Genomic DNA, 21,293 nt, shown 5'->3' with positions numbered 1-21,293 from the left:
TGCATGGGCGCGATAGGAAAGTCGGTGTTTATTCCTGTCGAATCACTGCGGCGAAACTTTGCAGAGGTGAAGGCAGGCATGCGGCCAAAGGAAGCTATAGAGGAATCGAACCGTTGTTTGTACTGTTACGATGCTCCGTGCATAAAAGCGTGCCCGACGGGCATTAACATCCCTTCTTTTATCAAAAAAATTGCTTCCGGCAATATGAAGGGATCTGCTCGCGTCATTATGGATGCCAACCCGGTTGGAGCGACCTGCGCCAGAGTGTGTCCGACTGAGGAGCTGTGCGAGGGCGCATGCGTAATGAACGAATCCTCAAAGCCGATTATGATCGGCAGCCTGCAGCGCTATGCTACGGATTGGGCGATAAAAAATAATCAACAGCTGTTCGAAGCTGGTCAAAGCAACGGCAAATCGGTGGCAATTATAGGCGGCGGACCAGCAGGTCTGTCTGCTGCGCGCGAGCTTGCGAGATTCGGCTTCGCTGTTACGATATTCGAAGCGAAGGAACAAGCGGGCGGTCTTGATACATATGGCATCGTTTCGTTTCGTTTGCCGCAGAGCATCGCTCTGTGGGAGGTTGAACAGGTGAAGAAGCTGGGCGTTGATATTCGGACGAATACAGCAATTGGTTCTGACGTTGCCACAGATTCGCTGCTTGCGCAGTATGATGCGGTTTTACTTGCGATAGGAATGTCGAAGGTGCCTTATCTTAACATCGAGGGAGAACAATTAACCGGTGTGTATGACGCCATTGATTTTGTAGAAGCGACCAAAACGGAGCTTACAAATGACTTTGCTGGCAAACGTGTAGCGGTAATCGGTGCGGGCAATACGGCGGTTGATGCGGCTACCTGCTCGGTGAGGCTCGGGGCTGCAAAGGTGAAGATGGTATACCGCAGGACGAGAGAGGAAATGACCGCCTACGAGTTTGAATTCGAATTCGCGAAGCAAGATGGTGTGGAGTTTGAATGGTTAAGCGCTCCCAGCCGGATTATCGGAGATGCTGATGGAAATGTCGAGGCGCTTGAATGCATGAGGATGCAGCTTGAAGAGGATGAACAAGGAGGAAGAAAAAAGGTGACACCGGTAGAAGGCTCCTCTTTCCTGCTTGATGTTGATGTTGTCATTAAGGCAATTGGTCAGACACGTCACTTGCCGCTAATTGAGCAGCTGGGCTTGCATCATAAGCAAGGAATTGTGATGGTGAATACGGAAACCTATCAGACCTCAAATCCCCAAATTTACGCTGCTGGCGACGTTATTTTCGGTGAAGGCCAAGGTGATGCGATGGTAGTTGCCGCCGCACAGCAAGGCAAGCTGGCAGCTTATTCGATTTACAAAACGCTAGTTGCAGGGAGGGAAAATGATGGCTGATCTGCGCATTCAATTAGCAGGCATAGCTTCTCCGAATCCTTTTTGGCTTGCATCAGCGCCGCCAACGAACACCGGCTATCAGGTTCAGCGAGCATTTGAAGCGGGCTGGGGCGGAGCGGTATGGAAGACGCTGGGCGATCCAATTATTAATACATCCTCGCGATTTGCAGCTATTCATTTCAATGGACAACGAGTAGCAGGATTCAACAACATTGAGCTGATTTCGGATCGCCCGCTTGAAGTGAACTTAAAGGAAATATACGAGACAAAGAAGCGATTTCCGGAGCATGCGCTTGTCGTTTCATTGATGGTGGAGCCTAAACGCGAGAAATGGCATGAAATTGTAAAAAAAGTAGAGGCTGTCGGTGTGGATGGATTGGAATTGAACTTCGGATGTCCCCATGGCATGGCGGAGCGGGGGATGGGCGCTGCTTCTGGTCAGCAGCCGGATCTGGTTGAAATGCAGACAATGTGGGTCAAGGAGGCGGCGAGGACGCCAGTCATAGTCAAGCTTACGCCGAATATTACGGACATTACCGCGACAGCGAAAGCAGCCGTTCGCGGAGGAGCGGATGCGATCTCGCTGATCAATACCATTAATTCACTAGCTGGAGTTGATATCGATACATGGAATACGATTCCGCATGTTGGCGGAAAAGGCGCGCATGGGGGCTACTGCGGGCCTGCAGTTAAGCCGATTGCGCTTAATATGGTTGCGGAATGTGCCCGAAATCCTTTAGTCGGGGTGCCCATTTCCGGGATAGGCGGAGTATCGAGCTGGCGGGATGCGGTTGAGTTTATTTTGATGGGCTCAACTGGCGTTCAAGTATGTACAGCTGCCATGCATCATGGCTTTAGCATCGTAGAGGATATGATCGATGGTCTAAACAATTATTTGGATGAAAAGGGTTTGAAATCAGTCAATGAGCTAATAGGCAAATCGGTAGAGCGCTATTCGGATTGGGGAGATCTTGATCTTAATTACGCGGTCGTTGCACGAATTGAACAGGATACTTGCATCGTTTGCAATAAATGCCATATCGCTTGCGAGGATACTTCGCATCAGTGTATTGAGCGGCATATAGACGATACTGGCGCAGCATACCTGAAGGTTCGCGAGGAAGATTGTGTAGGCTGCAACCTTTGTTCTATTGTTTGCCCGGTTGAAGGTGCGATTGAGATGGTAGAGGTTCCCTCGATGGAGCCAGCTCTAAGCTGGAATCAACGGCAAGCGGCAATTGCGTCACTAGGAAAAAGCAATGATTCTGACGATGGCGATAAGAAGGAGGCTGTATAGGATGACGGTGAAGCTCATAAAAAATGGGGTTATTGTAACGGCAGCCGACACGTATAAAGCTGATGTGCTGATTAAGGAAGGCATCATCGCCAAAATCGGCATTGACCTCGAGTCGGAAGCGGATGAGATTATCGATGCAACAGGCAAATACGTATTTCCAGGCGGCATTGATCCTCATACCCATCTTGATATGCCGTTTGGCGGCACGGTTACGGCGGATGATTTTGAGACAGGCACAAAAGCTGCAGCTTTCGGAGGAACTACAACGATTGTTGATTTCTGCTTGACGACGAAAGGGAAACCACTTAAGGAATCCATTGCGGCATGGCATCAAAAAGCAGACAGAAAAGCCGTTATCGATTATGGCTTTCACCTCATGATTAGTGAAATAAACGATGCAGTGCTTGCCGAGCTTCCATCGATTATTAAAGAAGAGGGCATTACCTCGTTGAAGGTGTTTATGGCTTACAAAAATGTGTTTCAAGCGGATGACGGCACGTTGTTTCGGACGATGCTCGCAGCCAAGGAGCATGGAGCGATGGTAATGGTGCATGCTGAGAATGGCGATGTCATCGATTTTCTCATTCATAAAGCGTTGGAGGAAGGCAACACCGATCCTATTTATCATGCGCTTACGAGACCGTCGATTATTGAAGGAGAGGCAACTGGACGTGCAGCAAAACTAGCCGAGCTTGCTGGAGCGAGACTGTATGTCGTGCATGTGACATGCGCCGAAGCAGTCCAGCAAATCGCAGAGGCGCGCAATCAAGGCGTGGACATGTGGGGCGAAACCTGTCCGCAATATTTGGTGCTCGATCAGTCGCAGCTAGAGAAGCCGGATTTTCAAGGGGCAAAATACGTATGGTCGCCGCCTCTTCGTGAAGCGCACCATCAAGAGGTGCTTTGGAATGCACTGAAGAGCGGCCAGCTGCAAACGCTGGGTTCGGATCACTGCTCTTTTAATTTTGACGGGCAGAAGGATTTGGGGCGGGGGGATTTCAGTAAAATTCCAAATGGCGGCCCCGTTATAGAGGATCGATTCTCGCTCTTTTATTCGGAGGGCGTTCATCAAGGGCGTATTACGCTTAATCAATTCGTAGACATTGTATCGACGCGCAGCGCCAAGCTGTTTGGTCTTTTTCCCCAGAAGGGGACGATTGCAGTTGGCAGTGATGCGGATATCGTCATCTTTGATCCGCTAGCAGAGCGTATTCTCTCAGCTGAAACACATCATATGAACGTTGATTATAACCCGTTTGAAGGATTGAAGGTGACAGGTTTGCCCGTTAGCGTGCTATCACGCGGTGAATTTGTTATTCAAGATTGTCAATTTGTTGGCTCTATTGGAGCTGGACGATACGTGAAGCGGACTCCTTACAAGGCGGCTAATCGATAGCTGCTTGTCGCATCGCTGCCTCGGAACATGAGGGATAAAGGGAAGCTATAGCGCCAAAGGAGGAAGAAATATGTCCACCTATGAGCAATACGTCGAGGAGAAAAACAAGATTGATGCGTACTTGAATCAGGAGTATGTCATTACTGGCGTGCGTGAAGGGCTGAGCGGCGATTGGCTGGAGCTTAAGCATCCCGGAGGTGATGAAGCTTCGCTGCTGATTGAGACAGCGGATGCTCGCAAATATTTTGTTAATATGCTGCTTAAACAAGATGCTAGAGAACAAAAAGACGCGCAGTAAATATTTGAGCGTAGTTTTCCAAAAGGAGATAGCTGCTTGAGTACGACAAAGGATAAAAGGTTTGTTCCCAACTATAATTAATAAACATAGGAGCTGATAGGATGGCTATAGAACCTATTTCCCTACAGGATTCGCTTAAATTGCGTAATTTTATAAATGGTGTTTGGGTGGAGTCTGTAAATGGACGAACAGATAAAGTGATAAATCCAGCTACAGGGGCAGTAATCGCATACGTCCCTTTATCCGTTCAAGAGGATGTTGAAGCTGCTGTGCATGCTGCGGAGCAGGCTTATCCAGCATGGAGCAAAACCCCTGTTCCACGCAGGGCGAGGGTGCTGTTTCGTTACTGGCAGCTTCTGCAGGAGCATGCGGAGGAGCTGGCGGAGATTATAACGATGGAGAACGGAAAAAGCTACAAAGAAGCGGTCGGAGAAGTGCAGCGCGGCATCGAAAATGTGGAGTTTGCGGCAGGAGCGCCGACGCATATGATGGGAGCAACGCTTGCAAACATTGCAACGGACATAGATTCGGAGCTGTTCCGAGTGCCGCTTGGTGTAGTGGGAGGCATCACGCCATTTAATTTTCCGATGATGGTACCCTGCTGGATGTTCCCGCTTGCCATCGCGCTTGGCAACACTTTTGTGCTCAAGCCATCAGAACGTACGCCGCTTACCGTTAACAAGCTTGCGGAGCTATTACGGGAAGCGGGATTGCCGGATGGTGTACTTAATGTGGTGCATGGCGCTCACGATGTTGTAAATGCATTGACGAGCAGTCCCAGTGTAAAGGCCATTTCATTTGTCGGCTCGCAGCCTGTTGCCAAATACGTATATGAACGAGCTGCGTATAACGGCAAAAGAGTTCAAGCGCTTGCCGGCGCCAAAAACATCCATATTGTAATGCCAGACGCGCATATCGATAAAACGGTTGAGAACATCATTGCCTCCTCCTTTGGCAGTGCTGGTGAGCGATGCATGGCTTGCTCTGCTGTTGTTGCAGTCGGTGATGGGAGCAGCTTTATGAAGGCGCTGCAAGCTGCAGCGGAAGCAATGATCATCGGTTCGGGAATGCGCGATGACGTCACCTTAACGCCAGTCATACGCGATGAGCATCGCAAGCGCATCGAAAAGTATATTGCGAGCGGGATTGCTGAGGGGGCTGCGCTTCTGCTTGATGGCAGGCTTGCAGCGGAGCGCAGCGGCGAAGGATATTTTCTTGGACCGACGATTTTTGACCAAGTGAAACCAGAAATGAAGATTGCCACAGATGAAATATTTGGTCCAGTATTATCTGTCTTGCGCGCGGAAGATTTAAATGAGGCGCTTACTATAGTGAATAGTTCTAGATTTGGTAATTCAGCAGTCATTTATACGGAAAATGCTAAGGCGGTTCGTCAATTCCGCGAGGAAGCGGAAGCCGGTATGCTGGGCGTTAATGTAGGCGTGCCTGCACCAATGGCTTTTTTTCCGTTTTCGGGATGGAAGGACTCTTTCTACGGAGATTTGCATGCCAATGGAAAGGACGGAGTGGAATTTTATACGAAGAAAAAAATGATGACATCGAGATATTTTTGAAAAGGCTGGCTGGAATAAAAATGCCCCCGCAGGGTGCTGAGCTTCAGCACTGGCAGGGGCATTTCTATTTACAATACAGCATTCCTATTTCTAAGCATGCGATAAAGAATGATCGAAGTGACCGAGCAGGCAAGCGCACATGCCCCGATGAATAGATAACCGCCTTGCAGACCTGCAACGAGGCTGGCATGCGAGTTTTCAGTTCCGGCAAACAGCTGCTTCGTCCATTCTGTAATGGCGCCGATAGCGAGGTTGCCGATGACACTCGCTATGCCCATTAAGGTTACGGTAAAGGTAATAGCGGTATCAGCGTTGTTCGGGTAACGTTTGGCAAGCAGGGCCATGACGGTTGGATAGATTGGGGCGATACCAACTCCTGCGAGTGCAAACAAAAAGGCACCTGGTTCACCGATGATAATGGCTGCAACTGAGCATAACCCAGAAAAAGCAGATAGTAAAATGAGCGATCTCGTGTAGCCAATTTTGTCAGTGACGGGACCGAGAACGAGCCTTGCGAGCATAAAGCAGAAGAAAAAGGCAGATAGCATTTTAGCCGACGCATCACCGCTCCAACCGTAAGCCTTCTCCAAAAAGTTAACGAGCCAACCGCCAACAGCAAGCTCCGATATTACTCCGAAAGATAGCACGACTACAATGAGCCAAGCGATCTTGTCACGAGCAAATTCCTTTAAAGAGATTCGATCCTCGTGTTTTTGCTCATCACCGGCATATTTTGCGAAAAGTCCTGGAAGCATGGGCAAAATCGAGAGCGCGAGCATAAGCATGTACATTCCCCGCCAGCCTAGCGCAGAACCAAATACTTGAACACCCATCAGCGAAGCAGCAATGATCGGAGCAAAGGTTGAGCTGAGCCCATAAAAAAAGTGTGCGAGGTTCATCATTGTGCCCGTGTTTTTGATGAAAATTCGAGCGGCAAGGATGGCTAGCGCGATTTCAAGCATCCCATTTCCGACATACATGAGGAAATAAGCAGATGAAAGTGAGGTGTAATTGGCTGCAAAATAGATGCAAACACCCGATACCGCCATAGAGCCAAATGTGAGCACCAAGGTGAGCTTCATGCCTGCTTTGCGGGTAAGCCACCCGGTAAAGCTGCATGCAAGCAAATAGCCAAGGGAGTTAAATGCTAACAAAATTCCGACTTGCAGCTCGTCAAGCTTCAACTCACTCTGCATTCTAGGAAGAGCAGGCCCTTTAATATTTTCAGAGAAGCCAAAGATGAGGAAACCTCCGAATACGACAGTAAGCAGCAGTATGTAGTTTTTGGATAAAGTAGAAGTGAAACGAGACAATTTGGTAGTCCTCCATCGTTGTCATTATAATAGGAATAGAGTTTGTTAAACGTATGCCGTGTCTAACTTTATCGTGTATTTATGTGATGTGCAATAGTTAGCGGCAAGCAATTTCAGCTTTACTATGCGGCATGATGAATCGGATGTTAAAATAAATGATAGACCAATAACGTGTTAAGATAGATAGAAATGCAAGGAAGGGATGTTTGTGACGAATGAAGCTATTTCATACTGCGGACTGGCATTTGGGCAAGCTCGTTCAAGGCGTATATATGACAGAGGATCAGCGTTATGTTCTGATGCAGCTGCTGCAAGCGATCGAAATCGAACGGCCGGATGCGGTCATTATTGCTGGCGATCTCTATGATCGGGCTGTTCCGCCTACGGAAGCGGTAGAATTGCTTGATGAGCTGCTCAGCCGGATCGTCATCGATTTAGGCACGCCAGTGCTTGCAATATCAGGGAATCACGACAGTCCAGACCGTATTAATTTTGGTACAAAAATGATGGAAAATCGCGGTTTATATTTGGCGGGACAGCTTCGCAAAACGCTCGGACCAGTCGTGTTAAATGATGAATTCGGCGAGGTTCACTTCCATCTTGTTCCGTACGCAGATCCTGCGCAAGTACGCTACGAGTTTGGCGATGAATCGATAAAAACGCATGACGATGCGATGCGGGCAGTTACAGCAAACATTGCTGAGTCTATGAATCCAGAAGCTCGGCATGTGTTTGTCGGGCATGCTTTTGTTACGGCAACCGGAGAGCCGGAGCTTAATACAAGCGACTCCGAGCGGCCATTGTCTGTTGGCGGAGCTGAACATGTGAGTGCGGCTTATTTTGAAAAATTTAATTATACAGCGCTTGGACATTTGCATCAGGCCCATTTCGTTCGCAATCACAAGATAAGGTATGCGGGTTCCCCGCTTAAATATTCGATTTCTGAGGAAAACCATGCGAAGGGTTATTTCGTCATTGAGCTTAATGAAGCGGGTGAAGTGGAGATCGAGAAGCGCGAGCTGCTTCCGCTTCGCAACATGCGCCGTGTAACTGCTACTATTGAAGAGATAACGAAGCATGAAATAAACGAGGATTATGTTTTTGTTACTCTTTTGAATGATAATCCCGTATTGTTTCCAATGGAGAAGGTGCGTGCGGTTTATCCAAATGCGCTTCATGTGGAACGCAGGCCATTATCTTCAGGCAGCCATTTGAGCGATGGCGGCAGCTTGGACGTAGGAGTGGCTAAAGGACGGCGTGAGGCTGATCCAATCGAGCTGTTCACAGCTTTTTATCAAGAAGTAAAGCAGCAACCACTCTCGGAAGCGAAAAAACAGTTGTTTGCGAATACGTATGCAGAGCTGCTGCGTGAGGAAGGAGGTATCCTATGAGGCCAATCAAATTAACAATGACAGCTTTCGGCTCCTATCGAGACTCGGAAACGATCGATTTCAGCATGCTGGAGGATCGACGCCTGTTTGTTATTTCAGGCAATACAGGCGCAGGGAAAACGTCAATTTTTGATGCGATTTGTTTTGCTATCTATGGAACGGCTAGTGGAGAGGATCGAGCTGATCCCCGTATGCTTCGCAGTCATTTTGCTGCAGAAGAAATACACACCGCGGTTCATTTCGATTTCGCTATCGGTCGCAGAAGCTACTTGGTCCTTAGGCAGATGCCTCATCGCAAGGGCGGGAACAAAAGTGAAACAGGCGGTAAATGCGAGCTGTATGAGACGACTAGCGGGGAACCTATTCCAGCAGTAGACCGTTTTATTTTGTCTGACGTGAATGCTAAGCTGGAGCAGATTATTGGCCTCACCAAGGAGCAATTCAGTCAGATTGTCATGCTTCCGCAAGGAGAGTTTCGAAAGCTGCTGACTTCCGATACAGATAATAAGGAAGAGATTTTGCGCCGAATTTTTCGGACAGAGCTGTATGAGCGTTTGGAAAATCGTTTTCAGCAAAAAAATCGTGCGCTGCAGGATCAGCTGAAAGAAGCAAAAGCGACTCTTAATGCTTATATGAAGCAAGTGCAAGAGGCGCTGCCAGAGCGAGAAAATAGTAAGCTTGTTGAAACCTTTAAGCAGGAAGTATATAGTGCGACGCAAGTGACGGACGCTTTGGCGCTGGAGTTCGAATTTTATAAGAAGCTTGCAGGAGATGCGGAAGAGCAAAAGGAGCTGCTTGGAGGAAGGCTAGAAGCGGCTGAAGTGCAGCTGAGGGTTGCGATGACGCTTAATAGCAAGTACGAGGAGCATGCGAGGAAGCGGACGCAGCTTGAGCAGCTGGATGGTCAGAAGCCGGAATATGGCTTGAAGGAGCAGCGGCTGGCGCTTGCTGAAAAAGCAGCCCATTTGGCTCCTTATCAGGAGCATGCTGAACGAACCGCTGCTGATGTGAAGTTGAAGCGGGAACAATTTGCTACGAGGCAAGCGGAGCTGGAAACCACGGAGCGCGATTTTAAGCTTGTAGTTGAGCGGTTTGCAGTAGAAGAGCAGCGCGGCGAGGAACGGCGTGAAGCGGAACGTGAGCTTAGCAAATTGCTAGAGATGGCTCCAATCGTAAGAACGCTCGCTAGTCAGCAGCAAGCGATCGACAAGCTCGTACTTGCGGAGAAGGGTTGTACAATTAAGCTTGAGGCATTGGATGCAGAGCTTATAAAGCTGCGAGAAGCGAAGCTCGCTGCAAATGCACAAGTGAAGGAAACAGAGCTTGAAACGGCAGAGCTGACAGATAAGCTGGATCAGCTGCGTCTTATTGAGCAGCAGGGGAAACAATTAAAGCGAGTAGTTGACGTCGAGAAAGAAATGACGAGAATCGCTCTATTAGAGAAAGAATTTGCTCAAACTCTCAGCAAAACAAAAGACAACCACGATCAGCTTGAGGCTGCATGGCTTGAGGGGCAAGCTTCTCTACTAGCTGCCCATCTGCATGAGGGCATGCCTTGTCCTGTGTGCGGCAGTGAGGAGCATCCAGCAAAGTCGGTCATCCATTCAGAGATTCCTTCTCGTGAACGGCTGCAAGAGGCAAAGTTACAATTAGCCGCAGTGGAGCGGGAATGGCTTGAAGCGCGAGCACAAGCAGCTGCAGCACAAGCAACACGCGAGGATGGTGCTAAAGAGCTGGCGGAATTTGGATTGAAAGCCGTCATGCTGGAGGAGCAACGAACGCAGCTGCTGCAGCTTTGGCGCGGCCTTAAGGAAGATACGGACAAGCTTCTATTGAAAGTGAAGCAGCTTCCTGAGCTCAAGCAGTTGATCGAACGTCAGGAGCAGCAGCTCGAGAAGCAACAGCTTAGTAAGGAACAACTACAGCAGGAGCAGCAGCGCTTAATCGTTTTGCGAACGTCACAGCAATCGGCGCTGCAGCAGGAGCTGGGCCGCATCCCAGAAACACTGCGTACTCCTGAGAAGCTGACTGAAAAACTAAATGAGCAGCAGGTAGTTTATGACCGAATGTCAGCAGCTTGGAAGTCTGTTCAAGAGCAGCAGCAAAAAATGACAGCGAAGCTGGCCGAACAGAAAGCATATGCCGTGCAATCCGAGCAGCAGCAGCAAGAATCTGAAAAAAACAGGCAGCTAGCAGAGCAGCGCTTGCTGGATGAGCTCGTGAAAGCGGGTTTTGACACGGTTCAGCAATATCGAGCAGCAGCTTTGCCTGACCCAGCTAGAGAACAGTTGAAAAAAGAAATTGCCGCATACCAAGCAGCCGTTGCTTCACTTATGCAGCAGCTGGTTGAACTGCAAAGCGAGCTTGCTGGCAAACCTAAAGTGGATCTGTCGCAGCTTCAGGAGCAGCTTGCTGCTTTGAAGCAGCAGCAGGAGAAACTATTTGCCGCCGCACAAACGGCAATACGGACCGGTCAAGTTGCTGAGCGACTTGCCATTTCAATTGGAAAGGCCAATGATTATGTGAGCGAGCTAGAGGCTAAGCTTGAAGAGGTCATGGATGTATTCCAGATGTTGAAAGGGGATAATGCGCTCAAGGTATCGTTCGAGCGCTATATTCTAATCGAGTTTTTGGAGCAGATTCTCTTTGCTGCCAATTCGCGTTTGCATGATTTATCGAATGGGCAATTTATGCTGCAAAGAAGTGATCGCCTTGAAACTCGCGGTAAGCAAAGCGGACTAGGCCTCGATGTCTATGATGCGTATACAGGTCAGAATCGTGACGTGAAAACATTGTCCGGTGGTGAGAAGTTTAATGCCTCGTTATGTCTTGCACTTGGAATGACGGATGTTATTCAATCCCACATGGGCGGCGTGACAATTGAAATGATGTTCATTGATGAGGGCTTTGGTTCACTCGATGAGGAATCGCTTCAGAAAGCTATTACAGCGCTTGTTGATTTGCAGAAATCTGGAAGGATGATCGGTGTTATATCTCACGTTCAGGAGCTTAAGGATGCATTCCCGGCTTGCCTTGAGGTTAATAAGACGAAGGAAGGTTTTAGTCGGACGAAATTAACGGTGAGATAAGCGGCACAAATAAGAAAAGCCTGCTTCGAGCGCTCCATTGAGGCTGAGACAGACTTTTTACAGCTGGCCGAAATTTAATTAGGCAACCGATGAAGCAATAGAAGCAGAGCCAACAAAAAATAAAGCAATACCGCCTACAAATACGACAACGTTAAGTACAATGCCAATAACGCCAAACGTTTTACGACGCTTGCTGGAGACGGCACCGATAATGGCTAATATAAGACCTGCAAGGGAGAGTAGCCCTGCTCCAAAAATACAAACGATGGTAAGCATCATAGAAACAAGAACTTCTTGACCAAGCGCTTCGATTGAAGCTTGAAAAGCTGCTCTATCAGAAGGGTCTGCTATAATGATGTCTGTATTTGCGATCTGATCAGCGAATGAGAAGCCTGAGACGATTGCAATAATAAGCAATACGGCTGAGAGCAGCCCAATGATGAAGGATGTAATGCCAATTCCTGAATGTTTCTTAGGACCTTCATAGATGGTTTGGTCATTTGAGAAAACGGGTCTTGAACCATAAGGCTCTTTGCTGGAAGATGGATTAGCATTGTTATTGGTTTCATTTTCCATTTATATCAGCTCCTTTACTAATTACGGTAAAATTATACACAAATACGAGAGGATTGAAAACAAATGTTTCCAAAATATTTTGCAATAGGTGCAATAAACGCGGTTTTAGCCATTGCTTTAGGCGCATTCGGAGCACATGGATTAGAAAAACAATTGAGTGATCATTATTTAGAGGTTTTTGAAACAGGAGTTCGTTATCACATGTACAGCGCACTCGGTTTAATGCTAATTTCCTTGTTCGCGAAACAAATGGGGACGAGCAAGCTTGCTTTAAATGGCGGTCGATTAATTCTGTCAGGAATGATCATTTTTAGCGGCAGTTTGTACGTATTATCGCTTACGAGCTTCAGCAAGCTTGGCATGATTACACCTATTGGCGGCGTTGCTATTATTGCTGGCTGGATATGTATTATTACTGCAGCACTTAAGAAAGAAAGTAATTAGTTAGAAATAAATAATGAATTGACGACATATTACTCTGTATTACAACAAAAAAACAAGTTGCTTTAGTAAATATTTCTATACCAGAGCGCGTACATCGTTTATAATAAAGCGAACACTGACTTGACTCGAAATAGAGGAAGGACGTTTGTGCGTGACGAAACGGATAGATGGTTTTCCTGATAGAAAGCGGCAACTCCTCAAGCAATCATTAAATGGATCGTTGGTTGTTAGCTGTTTGCTGGCAGCACTCGGGTTGGTCTGGATTATCGTATCATTTATATTAATTTCTAACACGATGTACAAATGGACCGCTTTGGCCATCGCTGCATCGTTAATCGTAACTGCAGTAATTGTTTATATAAAGCGAAATGTGACGTTTAGCTTCCAAAATTATCATACGGCAATTGTAGAGACCTTGCTTCGTTCAGAAGCCGTTCCGCTGGCGATATTGGATAAAAACGGGATTGTCATGGAGTTGAATGAGGCGTCTGGCCGTACACTTGGCTATGACCGAACCGAGCTTCTCGGAGAAACGATTTTGCGATTAGTCGAGCCAGGCAGCCGGCAATTGCTGCAAGAAACATTTGAGCATGCTTTGCTTGGAGAAACGAAACAGATCAATATTAACATTACGCATGGTTCAGGTTTTCCGCTCGAGCTTCAAGTTGTTTGCTCACCTATGATACAGATGGATGAAGTCATCGGAACGGTAGTGATAAGTCAAGATCTAAGCGATCGCAAACGTAATCTTGAACGAATTCGCTATATGGCCTATCACGATGATATGACCGGATTGCCGAATCGCACTTTGTTTCAAATGAAACTGACGGAGACGTTGACAAGGGCGAAGGAAGAGGAACGTATCGTTGGTATTTGTTATTTGGATTTAGATCGCTTTAAGCTGGTTAATGCATCCTTTGGACGTGAATTTGGTGATATTCTTCTCATGCAAGTTGCAGAAAGACTAAATCGAGATCTTGATGACAATGATTTTGCAGCGCGTATGGAAGGCGATGAATTTGCTTTATTATTTTGCAATTTACGATCGGAGAAGCATTTGCTTGAGCTGTGCAGAAATCTCCTCAGGTCGATTGAAGAGCCCTATGAGCTGAGCGGCTTCCCGTTACATATTACAGCGAGTATTGGTTTGGTTACAAACCGCAACGCGGATGATGATAGTTATTCGCTTATCAAGAAAGCAGATATGGCGCTTGTCAAAGTGAAGGAAAGCGGGAAAAATGATTGCCTGCTTTATTCGGAGGACTGGAGCAATTCGTCATTGGAGCGACTTACGCTGCAGCATGAGATGTACCGCGCTATTCAGCGCGAAGAATTCATTTTGCATTATCAACCGCAATATGATTTGAGCTCAGGTACTATGGTTGGCGTAGAGGCGCTAGTAAGATGGAATCATCCGATTAAAGGCATGATACCGCCAGGGAACTTTATCCCGTTAGCTGAAGAGAGCGGCATGATTGTCCAAATAGGCGATTGGGTACTGGAAGAGGCCTGCCGTCAAAACAAAGCATGGCAAGACGCTGGATTGCCACTAATGCCGGTATCCGTCAATTTATCGATTAGGCAATTTGTTCAAACGGATCTCGCAGGCAAGGTAGCGGCAGTACTTGAGAAAACAGGCCTCGATCCAAAATACTTGGATCTGGAAATCACGGAGTCGATGACGATGGATGTGAGCCATGTGTCTCGCTGTTTGCTCGACTTAACGGCATTAGGCGTTAATATTAGCGTTGATGATTTTGGCACAGGCTATAGTTCATTCCATTATTTGAAAAACTTCCCGATTGATCGGTTGAAAATTGACCGTTCCTTCGTACGTGATATTCAGCAGGACCCGAGTGATGCAGAAATCGTTGCTGCAATTATTGCAATGGCTCATAACCTGAATATTCAGGTTATCGCAGAAGGCGTGGAGACTGAAGGGCAAATGGAGTTTCTTCGCAAGCATAAATGCGATGAAATGCAGGGCTTCTTCTGGAGTCCGCCTGTATCAAGTGAAAACATTGAACAAATGTTATCTCCGGGTTATGCATAAAAAAACCGTTCTATGGCTGATAAACAGTCATTGGAACGGTTTTTCTATTTCATGCGTGGATTAGTAAGAAAAGTCTTCAATTTCGTTCATTCGAAACGTATACACTTGCTTCTCGTCGACATGATAAACGGTAATAATATTTTCCGACTCATCCATATTAATGATTCGGCAAGGAATGCTGAGCGTAATACCTAAGCCTTTATTAATGAGGAGCCGGATTAAGGTATTGTTTTTCATGAGTGCTCTTATTTTGTCGTAATAGCTTAAAGCTTCCAGAGCATCTGCTGCTGGCTTGTCAGCCTTTTTAGCGTCTTTTGTTTTCTCAGGAATGGTGGTTGAAGTTCCGTTAGGTTGTATGCTGTCAGCATCTTTAGTTAGGTTAGGCGGCAAAGGAATTTCATGTGTGGAGCTTGTATTGTTCTTGCGATGTTCGATTTGCTCTCCAAGTTGGATGCCAGATAATATACGGAAATCAACAAAGTCAGAACCATTTAGCGAATGAAGCAATTGCTCAAGCGCTGCAGCGTTGTTTTTCCCTTCTACAAGCACCTCAATATTAAAAATAAAGGATGCTCGGTCTTGTGAAGAGTTATGTTTTTCCATAGGACCTCCGGACGATTCGATATAGTACTAATATACCACTAAATCGATTTTTCATGTAGTAGTGAGCAGCGATAACTCGAGTGATGCAAGAAAATGTATCCGCATTCAAATGGATAGATACAGGAATTAGATTAAATCTGTGCTATACGGTATAAAGACCTAACTAGTTATAATAAAGTTATGGCTGATCTATTTTAGCATATATTATTATTTCTTTGAAACATTAAACGAAAGTTGTGATGTAAAGATTAAATGCGGAATAAATGTAAAATTTTATAAAAATAAAAAAATGGATTGTTGGTCTCGATATATTATATGGTCTTTGTATGGGAAGGGTTAGACAGGTTAAAAGTAGTGAAAAAGCTAGAGTCACTTTGCCTTATTGAAGGTAGAAGTGGCTCTATTTTTAGGTATGCTCCAAATGACTATTATTTGGAAGATAAGGCTTGAGTACAATCAATAACTGAGGAAAATTCATTTACTATTAATAGAGTCTGCCGATAGAGGGGTAGAATATTCTCTGTTTCTGGGAGAATTTTTTTTTAAACGATTTGTTTTATATAGATTAATGATAGGGAAATTGGGATTGAATATTTTCATCGATTCTAATTTTTAATGATATATGTATTCAAGATAGTTGTACAAAGGATGGGGCTAATGGATATGTATTGTGGCAGCTCGAAACTTAACAGATCGCAATGTTCAAGTAGCAATTGTTCATGCTCCGGTTCATTAAGCTGCGACGGGACGCATAAGAAGGGGATTACTGGCGCGACGGGGGCGACAGGTGTAACGGGAGTAACTGGAGTGACGGGTGCAACAGGAGCAACAGGAGCAACAGGCACGACAGGAGCGACGGGGGTAGGAGTAACGGGTGCAACTGGAGCAACTGGAGCAACCGGAGCTACAGGTGCGACGGGAGTAGGAGAGACGGGTGCAACGGGAGCAACCGGTGCTACAGGAGCTACGGGAGTAGGAGTAACGGGTGCAACGGGAGCAACCGGAGCTACAGGTGCGACGGGAGTAGGAGAGACGGGTGCAACGGGAGCAACCGGTGCGACAGGAGCTACGGGAGTAGGAGTGACGGGTGCAACTGGAGCAACGGGCACGACAGGAGCTACGGGAGTAGGAGTGACCGGAGCAACCGGTGCAACGGGCACGCAGGGAGCTACGGGAGTAGGAGCAACCGGTGCAACGGGCACGACAGGAGCAACCGGTGCCACCGGCGCTACAGGAGCAACAGGAGTAGGAGTGACGGGAGCAACTGGGGCAACGGGCACGACAGGAGCGACAGGAGTAGGAGAGACGGGTGCAACGGGAGCAACTGGTGCGACAGGAGCTACGGGTGCAACAGGTGGAACAGGAGCCACAGGAGCTACTGGCCCGAACTTTGCTGCTGAAGGGTTTTCGGCATATTTGTCTACTCTTACTTTATCAGCAACGGGTCAGCTTATTAACTGGTCTGTAGCGAATCCTTATTATGGAAATGCGAATTTCAATGCCACAACTGGCAATTACACGATACCGGTCACTGGTAGATATTCTATTTTAGCAACAGTAAATTATATAACGACTGCAGCAATTGGCGTAAGCCTCGGAGCTGGAATAAACCCTTTCTTTCTAGTTCAAAGAACATCGCCTACTACAACAAGTTTGGTTACGGGATTATTACCTATTTTGAATGTTAATATTGCGTTGCTTCTAACATTGAGAGCTGTACTTGGTAATGGAACAGTAACTTTGGCAGGTGAGGTTACGCTCTCCGCTGGAGATGTTATTGGGCTTTACTACAATGCGAACGGTCTGACAATATCACTTAATATAGGCGGCGGTTCTACGAATGGTGTAGTTTGGTCCATGCACGAGCTTACGTAATAATCAATCATTCATTTCGATAATGGAGGTCAAATCTACTAGGCATATGACCTCTTTTGGAATAAATTCAGATAATGTATAACCATGTGCCGGAAAGATACATTTAATATAAGTATGAACAGGAATATGTGTTTTTTGAAAGAGGGGGGAATATGCTGAAAAGGAGATACTGTTCAAGGAAAAAGCCCTTATTTGAATCAATGAATGTTCTCATGGTGAAACCCTCTTTTATACAAATAAATAAACAAAAATCAAAATATATAATAATGAAAAAATGCTGTAAAAAAAGAGCCCGAAGGAAGAGATGTTTCCCGATATTTCCGTGCCCTCCTAAGCGATGTCACAGACCAAGACCGAGACCATGTCCAAGGCCGTGTCCTAGACCTTGCCCGGATCCACCTTGCGTTGATCCTGCGACTATGCTGGTCGAAAAAGAATGCTGTGGAAATATATTACTCCAGGGTAATCTAACGGGACTTCAAATATGGGAGACAGATATTGAAGCAAAAGTTAAGGCGGCGCAAATTACTATATACTCGAGTCCATCGAGCACAGATCCTTTGGAAGTAGAAATTGTTGGTACAGAAACTAAACTAATGATTGTACCACCTGGCAATACGGTTAATTTTATTGGTGAAGGCATTAAGTCCGTAAAAGTTTCTGCAAAAGGCAATGAATTACTTTATATTGAGGGGAAATATGTAATTTCAACTACGATTGCTCTGCATTCGAACCCTATTCCATTAAATGAACAATAATAAAGGGTGGTTCTTCAATAAATGAAGAACCATCCTTTATTATTGAGCTATAAGATTAAAGACTATAACGGACAGTAATACAAAACTCCCCTTGTGCTGCTGCCGTCGTAGTTAAGGAAATGGTATTAAATCGTGCTACCGTAAATGATGCACTGCCTCCAACAGGAATAACTATAGTTTGAATAGCTGCTACGATTCCTGTTCTGAAGAAGCTTACTGTTAATGGTGCTGTACCGGTTTCATATTTAACATATCCTGTACCATTGATGGTTTGTGATATATTGTTCGAATAAATGATTTGGGTCCCAGCTGCAGCTAATTGCCAATTCGAGCACACTTTATCTTGCACAATGACTTTGTCTGAGCAACAACTAAGTGTAGAATTTGCTTCACACATATTCCTTTATCCCTCCACTCGTTTATTTTATTGGACAGGGTAACGGGTAGTTATGCAGAACTCCCCTTGATAGGTACCTGGTGAAGCTGCTGGAAGCGTTATTTGAATGGCACTGAAGCGCCTATACGTAAAAGCAAGACTCGTTCCGGGAGAGAGTGTAAATGGAGCAGCATTGATTGGAGTTCCCGTGCTGTCGAGAAAATCAAATGTAATATCATCTGGACCGATGTCGTATTGCAAATACCCGGTACCGACAATATTTTGATTAATATTATTTGTGAATACGACAACTAGGACGTCAGCAGCGACAACGGTGCCACTCCAGGGGGTACATACTTTATCTTGTACAAAGTTTTTATCAGCACAACAAGTTAAAGCAGTTGCAGAATTATTACAACCCATACCTAAATCCCTCCTAATTATAATATCTAACTATTTAATGCAGGCATTAACCTGCCCGCTTGGACATCTGCCTGAGGTAGGAAATATCTTTTAAACAAGAAGTTATTCGTTATTGCAATTTCTATGGGTAATAGAATCAGAAAAGGATGCTTACTCGTTTTAGGAGGAGCAATTGAATAAACACTTCGCCTTTATTGATATTTATTAGTTCTTTACGAAGTAGGACACTGGTATGATCTCCAATCTAAGTATATACATAGAGGTCTTACTGGCTCTGACTATTTAAATGATAAGGCTATAATGGAAAAGGTTAGAGCTGAAAAAATGGATCAGAACAACAGATTATTTTTCTAAGAGACTATCATGAAAAATATAGCAGCAACATTTTTGAAATTGAAGCTGACCCATACACAATCAGTATTACGAAACAGATTAAATGTGATTATATTAGGTAGTGAAATCTCGGTTTCATTTGAGGGGATGAGGAGATGAAAATCAACAAGAAGTATAAGTATTGGGTATTTTATTATGACGAAACAAATGACGATGATAGGCAGCGTGTTGCTGCGATTTGGGATGGAGAATGGCATGGAATAGAATTGCTGGATAAGTCTGATGCTGAATTGAAGGAATATCTGACAGAAGTAATTGATGATTACAATGTATACACAGGTGAAAAAATCAATGGAAATTTGATTAAACATGCGATAACAGAGGCTAAGAAGATTAAAGAAGAACTAAATTTTAATGAAATACGTTTAAATGGAATAATTAAAATGAAAAATAATAAAATCTAGTCTGTATAGCCATGCGACTCCCAACATGCAACAAGAGCTGGCAGTGCAGATTGATTGACTTATAAATTTGTGACCGCATTTGTGATTTCACCCCTCAACCACTGCATAAATAAGCAAACATCCAACACTGCAAACTTACTTTTGCATATACTGATGTTGCAGTGCATTGCCTTTTACATTATGTAAAAGAAGGGGGTGGATCCTATATGATGCGGATGGTTCCTTTCACACTGGAGAATGGAGAAACCGTACTTGGCGTTGAAGTGAAGCTGCCCAAAACAACTTTGCTCGCTATCATGACGGACAAAGGATATATTATGTGCGGTGCGCTTGATGTTTCTCTGCTTAATGAGCGACTCAAAGACCGGGAAATTATAGCTGGCAGAGCTGTCGGAGTAAAAACGTTGGAAGAGTTGATGGAAGCCCCTTTGGAATCCGTTACTTTAACAGCAGAGACAAAGGGTGTTGTAGTAGGCATGAAAGGCTCGGAAGCGCTCCAATTGATGCTTTAACAAAAAGAAAACAAAGAGCCCCAATCAAGCTGTACGCGTAAATGCGGCGAACAACGGATTAGGGCTTTTATTATCTAGTGATTATTCAAAAAGTTTGCGAAGATTAACATCGTATGGCGCTTGGACGATGCCTTTTTCAGTAATAATGGCAGTTACATATTCATTAGGCGTTACGTCGAAGGCCGGATTGTATACTTTAATGCCCTGAGGAGCAGTACGTTTGCCGAAGCCTTCTGTAATTTCTTCCGCGTTGCGTTCTTCAATTGGAATTTCAGAACCAGTCGGCGTATTCAAATCAATTGTAGAAAGAGGACTTGCTACATAAAAAGGAATGCCGTGAGCTTTAGCGAGTACAGCTACGCTGTACGTTCCGATTTTGTTAGCTACATCACCATTTGCAGCAACGCGGTCAGTACCTACGATAACCGCATCTACCCAGCCCTTAGCCATAATCATACCCGCCATGTTGTCGCAAATAAGCGTCACATCGACGCCTGCCTGCTGCAATTCAAATGCTGTTAACCGAGCGCCTTGAAGGACAGGACGCGTTTCGTCAGCATATACACGCAGTGTAATACCGCGTTCCAAGGCTAAGTAGAAGGGTGCAAGAGCTGTGCCGTATTTAGCCGTTGCCAAGCCGCCAGCATTACAGTGTGTCAAAACGCCCATATCATCTTTAAACAATGATAGTGCATGTTCACCGATCATTCTGTTTGTTTCTTCATCTTCGCTTTGAATCGCGATTGCTTCCGTTAGCAATGCGGCTTTGCTTTCCTCAAGCGACAAGCCTTTCTCGATGTAAGAAGCGGCAGCTGCTTTCATGCGATCAAGTGCCCAGAACAAGTTAACAGCGGTTGGTCTTGAAGTCGCGAGATATTCTGCTTGCTTGACGACTTGCGCGAGCCATGCCTCAGTGGTTTGCTCATCTCGGCTGCCTAGAACGACGCCGTAAGCTGCTGAAATGCCGATGGCTGGAGCTCCGCGTACTTTTAAGTGACGAATCGCTTCCCATACATCCTCTGCTGTCGTTAAAGGCAAATAAACGATTTCTTCTGGCAAAAGCCGTTGGTCAAGTAAATCAAGCCTGTCTTCGGTCCAGATAACCGATTGCAAGCCAGCATAATTATTTGTTGTCATGGTG

At 45.7% G+C, this 21,293-nt stretch carries 19 protein-coding genes; 13 read left to right on the top strand and 6 right to left on the bottom strand.

Annotated elements, in window-relative coordinates; all coding sequences use genetic code 11:
- The first annotated feature begins 3 nt into the window (after window positions 1-3).
- The 5 genes from MHH56_RS23550 to MHH56_RS23530 all read left to right on the top strand — a co-directional run bounded on the left by MHH56_RS23550 (window position 4) and on the right by MHH56_RS23530 (window position 5,942).
- Complete coding sequence (locus tag MHH56_RS23550; protein WP_339204107.1) at window positions 4-1,377, top strand: NAD(P)-dependent oxidoreductase; 1,374 nt, start codon at window positions 4-6, stop codon at window positions 1,375-1,377.
- Window positions 1,370-2,674, top strand: coding sequence for an NAD-dependent dihydropyrimidine dehydrogenase subunit PreA (gene preA / locus MHH56_RS23545; RefSeq protein WP_339209712.1), 1,305 nt, complete (start codon window positions 1,370-1,372; stop codon window positions 2,672-2,674). The genes MHH56_RS23550 and preA overlap by 8 nt, the downstream gene beginning before the upstream one ends.
- Window position 2,675: 1 nt before the next feature.
- Window positions 2,676-4,070: a dihydropyrimidinase gene (gene hydA / locus MHH56_RS23540; RefSeq protein WP_339204106.1), complete on the top strand. Its 1,395-nt coding sequence runs from the start codon at window positions 2,676-2,678 to the stop codon at window positions 4,068-4,070.
- Window positions 4,071-4,140: 70 nt separating this feature from the next.
- A complete protein-coding gene (locus MHH56_RS23535) occupies window positions 4,141-4,368 on the top strand; it encodes a hypothetical protein (RefSeq protein WP_339204105.1) in 228 nt (75 codons plus the stop codon).
- Window positions 4,369-4,469: 101 nt separating this feature from the next.
- Entirely contained in the window at window positions 4,470-5,942 is a 1,473-nt protein-coding gene (locus MHH56_RS23530) for a CoA-acylating methylmalonate-semialdehyde dehydrogenase (protein WP_339204104.1), read from the top strand.
- Between the two features lie 68 nt (window positions 5,943-6,010).
- On the opposite strand, the gene MHH56_RS23525 is transcribed toward MHH56_RS23530, so the two are convergent.
- Complete coding sequence (locus tag MHH56_RS23525) at window positions 6,011-7,255, bottom strand: MFS transporter (RefSeq protein ID WP_339204103.1); 1,245 nt, start codon at window positions 7,253-7,255, stop codon at window positions 6,011-6,013.
- Window positions 7,256-7,470: 215 nt separating this feature from the next.
- Between MHH56_RS23525 and MHH56_RS23520 the strand changes: the two genes are divergently transcribed.
- Both MHH56_RS23520 and MHH56_RS23515 read left to right on the top strand, forming a co-directional pair.
- Window positions 7,471-8,646 (top strand): exonuclease SbcCD subunit D, encoded by a 1,176-nt coding sequence (locus tag MHH56_RS23520; RefSeq protein WP_339204102.1) that lies wholly within the window; start codon window positions 7,471-7,473, stop codon window positions 8,644-8,646.
- Window positions 8,643-11,735, top strand: coding sequence for an SMC family ATPase (locus tag MHH56_RS23515; protein WP_339204101.1), 3,093 nt, complete (start codon window positions 8,643-8,645; stop codon window positions 11,733-11,735). The genes MHH56_RS23520 and MHH56_RS23515 overlap by 4 nt, the downstream gene beginning before the upstream one ends.
- Before the next feature lie 78 nt (window positions 11,736-11,813).
- Here MHH56_RS23515 and MHH56_RS23510 read toward each other — a convergent pair whose 3' ends face one another.
- On the bottom strand, window positions 11,814-12,311 hold the full coding sequence (locus MHH56_RS23510; RefSeq protein ID WP_339204099.1) for a hypothetical protein: 498 nt from the start codon (window positions 12,309-12,311) through the stop codon (window positions 11,814-11,816).
- A 63-nt stretch (window positions 12,312-12,374) separates the two neighbouring features.
- On the opposite strand from MHH56_RS23510, the gene MHH56_RS23505 reads away from it, so the two are divergent.
- Window positions 12,375-12,755 carry a DUF423 domain-containing protein gene (locus tag MHH56_RS23505; protein ID WP_339204097.1) on the top strand — a complete coding sequence of 127 codons (381 nt, stop codon included), beginning with the start codon at window positions 12,375-12,377 and terminating at the stop codon, window positions 12,753-12,755.
- A 151-nt stretch (window positions 12,756-12,906) separates the two neighbouring features.
- Window positions 12,907-14,808, top strand: coding sequence for an EAL domain-containing protein (locus tag MHH56_RS23500; RefSeq protein WP_339204096.1), 1,902 nt, complete (start codon window positions 12,907-12,909; stop codon window positions 14,806-14,808).
- 60 nt (window positions 14,809-14,868) lie between these two features.
- Here MHH56_RS23500 and MHH56_RS23495 read toward each other — a convergent pair whose 3' ends face one another.
- A complete protein-coding gene (locus MHH56_RS23495) occupies window positions 14,869-15,411 on the bottom strand; it encodes a hypothetical protein (protein WP_339204095.1) in 543 nt (180 codons plus the stop codon).
- Between the two features lie 657 nt (window positions 15,412-16,068).
- Between MHH56_RS23495 and MHH56_RS23490 the strand changes: the two genes are divergently transcribed.
- Both MHH56_RS23490 and MHH56_RS23485 read left to right on the top strand, forming a co-directional pair.
- Window positions 16,069-17,286, top strand: a complete 1,218-nt coding sequence (locus tag MHH56_RS23490) for a hypothetical protein (protein ID WP_339204094.1) — start codon at window positions 16,069-16,071, stop codon at window positions 17,284-17,286.
- A gap of 419 nt (window positions 17,287-17,705) precedes the next feature.
- Entirely contained in the window at window positions 17,706-18,044 is a 339-nt protein-coding gene (locus tag MHH56_RS23485; RefSeq protein ID WP_339204093.1) for an S-Ena type endospore appendage, read from the top strand.
- A gap of 55 nt (window positions 18,045-18,099) precedes the next feature.
- Here MHH56_RS23485 and MHH56_RS23480 read toward each other — a convergent pair whose 3' ends face one another.
- Together MHH56_RS23480 and MHH56_RS23475 are read right to left on the bottom strand one after the other, a co-directional pair.
- A complete protein-coding gene (locus MHH56_RS23480) occupies window positions 18,100-18,441 on the bottom strand; it encodes an S-Ena type endospore appendage (RefSeq protein ID WP_339204092.1) in 342 nt (113 codons plus the stop codon).
- A 27-nt stretch (window positions 18,442-18,468) separates the two neighbouring features.
- Complete coding sequence (locus tag MHH56_RS23475) at window positions 18,469-18,843, bottom strand: S-Ena type endospore appendage (RefSeq protein WP_076270280.1); 375 nt, start codon at window positions 18,841-18,843, stop codon at window positions 18,469-18,471.
- Window positions 18,844-19,331: 488 nt separating this feature from the next.
- Between MHH56_RS23475 and MHH56_RS23470 the strand changes: the two genes are divergently transcribed.
- Window positions 19,332-19,640: a hypothetical protein gene (locus tag MHH56_RS23470; protein WP_339204091.1), complete on the top strand. Its 309-nt coding sequence runs from the start codon at window positions 19,332-19,334 to the stop codon at window positions 19,638-19,640.
- A 206-nt stretch (window positions 19,641-19,846) separates the two neighbouring features.
- Window positions 19,847-20,152 (top strand): DUF1805 domain-containing protein, encoded by a 306-nt coding sequence (locus MHH56_RS23465; protein WP_076270277.1) that lies wholly within the window; start codon window positions 19,847-19,849, stop codon window positions 20,150-20,152.
- An 81-nt stretch (window positions 20,153-20,233) separates the two neighbouring features.
- Here MHH56_RS23465 and mtnA read toward each other — a convergent pair whose 3' ends face one another.
- Window positions 20,234-21,289: an S-methyl-5-thioribose-1-phosphate isomerase gene (gene mtnA / locus MHH56_RS23460; RefSeq protein WP_076270276.1), complete on the bottom strand. Its 1,056-nt coding sequence runs from the start codon at window positions 21,287-21,289 to the stop codon at window positions 20,234-20,236.
- Window positions 21,290-21,293: the final 4 nt, after the last annotated feature.

Source organism: Paenibacillus sp. FSL K6-3182 (assembly GCF_037976325.1).
In the GTDB taxonomy this organism is placed as follows: domain Bacteria; phylum Bacillota; class Bacilli; order Paenibacillales; family Paenibacillaceae; genus Pristimantibacillus.
This window is presented reverse-complemented; position numbering and strand designations above follow the sequence as displayed.

Bases quoted from the DNA above. Each gene is read 5' to 3' on its own strand.
- MHH56_RS23470 (WP_339204091.1), top strand. From the start codon at position 19,332: ATGAAAATCAACAAGAAGTATAAGTATTGGGTATTTTATTATGACGAA.
- mtnA (WP_076270276.1), bottom strand. From the start codon at position 21,289: ATGACAACAAATAATTATGCTGGCTTGCAATCGGTTATCTGGACCGAA.
- MHH56_RS23485 (WP_339204093.1), top strand. From the start codon at position 17,706: ATGCTGGTCGAAAAAGAATGCTGTGGAAATATATTACTCCAGGGTAAT.
- MHH56_RS23550 (WP_339204107.1), top strand. From the start codon at position 4: ATGGGCGCGATAGGAAAGTCGGTGTTTATTCCTGTCGAATCACTGCGG.
- MHH56_RS23480 (WP_339204092.1), bottom strand. From the start codon at position 18,441: ATGTGTGAAGCAAATTCTACACTTAGTTGTTGCTCAGACAAAGTCATT.
- MHH56_RS23475 (WP_076270280.1), bottom strand. From the start codon at position 18,843: ATGGGTTGTAATAATTCTGCAACTGCTTTAACTTGTTGTGCTGATAAA.
- MHH56_RS23490 (WP_339204094.1), top strand. From the start codon at position 16,069: ATGGATATGTATTGTGGCAGCTCGAAACTTAACAGATCGCAATGTTCA.
- MHH56_RS23535 (WP_339204105.1), top strand. From the start codon at position 4,141: ATGTCCACCTATGAGCAATACGTCGAGGAGAAAAACAAGATTGATGCG.
- MHH56_RS23520 (WP_339204102.1), top strand. From the start codon at position 7,471: ATGAAGCTATTTCATACTGCGGACTGGCATTTGGGCAAGCTCGTTCAA.
- MHH56_RS23510 (WP_339204099.1), bottom strand. From the start codon at position 12,311: ATGGAAAATGAAACCAATAACAATGCTAATCCATCTTCCAGCAAAGAG.
- MHH56_RS23495 (WP_339204095.1), bottom strand. From the start codon at position 15,411: ATGGAAAAACATAACTCTTCACAAGACCGAGCATCCTTTATTTTTAAT.
- MHH56_RS23465 (WP_076270277.1), top strand. From the start codon at position 19,847: ATGATGCGGATGGTTCCTTTCACACTGGAGAATGGAGAAACCGTACTT.
- MHH56_RS23530 (WP_339204104.1), top strand. From the start codon at position 4,470: ATGGCTATAGAACCTATTTCCCTACAGGATTCGCTTAAATTGCGTAAT.
- preA (WP_339209712.1), top strand. From the start codon at position 1,370: ATGGCTGATCTGCGCATTCAATTAGCAGGCATAGCTTCTCCGAATCCT.
- MHH56_RS23515 (WP_339204101.1), top strand. From the start codon at position 8,643: ATGAGGCCAATCAAATTAACAATGACAGCTTTCGGCTCCTATCGAGAC.
- MHH56_RS23505 (WP_339204097.1), top strand. From the start codon at position 12,375: ATGTTTCCAAAATATTTTGCAATAGGTGCAATAAACGCGGTTTTAGCC.
- hydA (WP_339204106.1), top strand. From the start codon at position 2,676: ATGACGGTGAAGCTCATAAAAAATGGGGTTATTGTAACGGCAGCCGAC.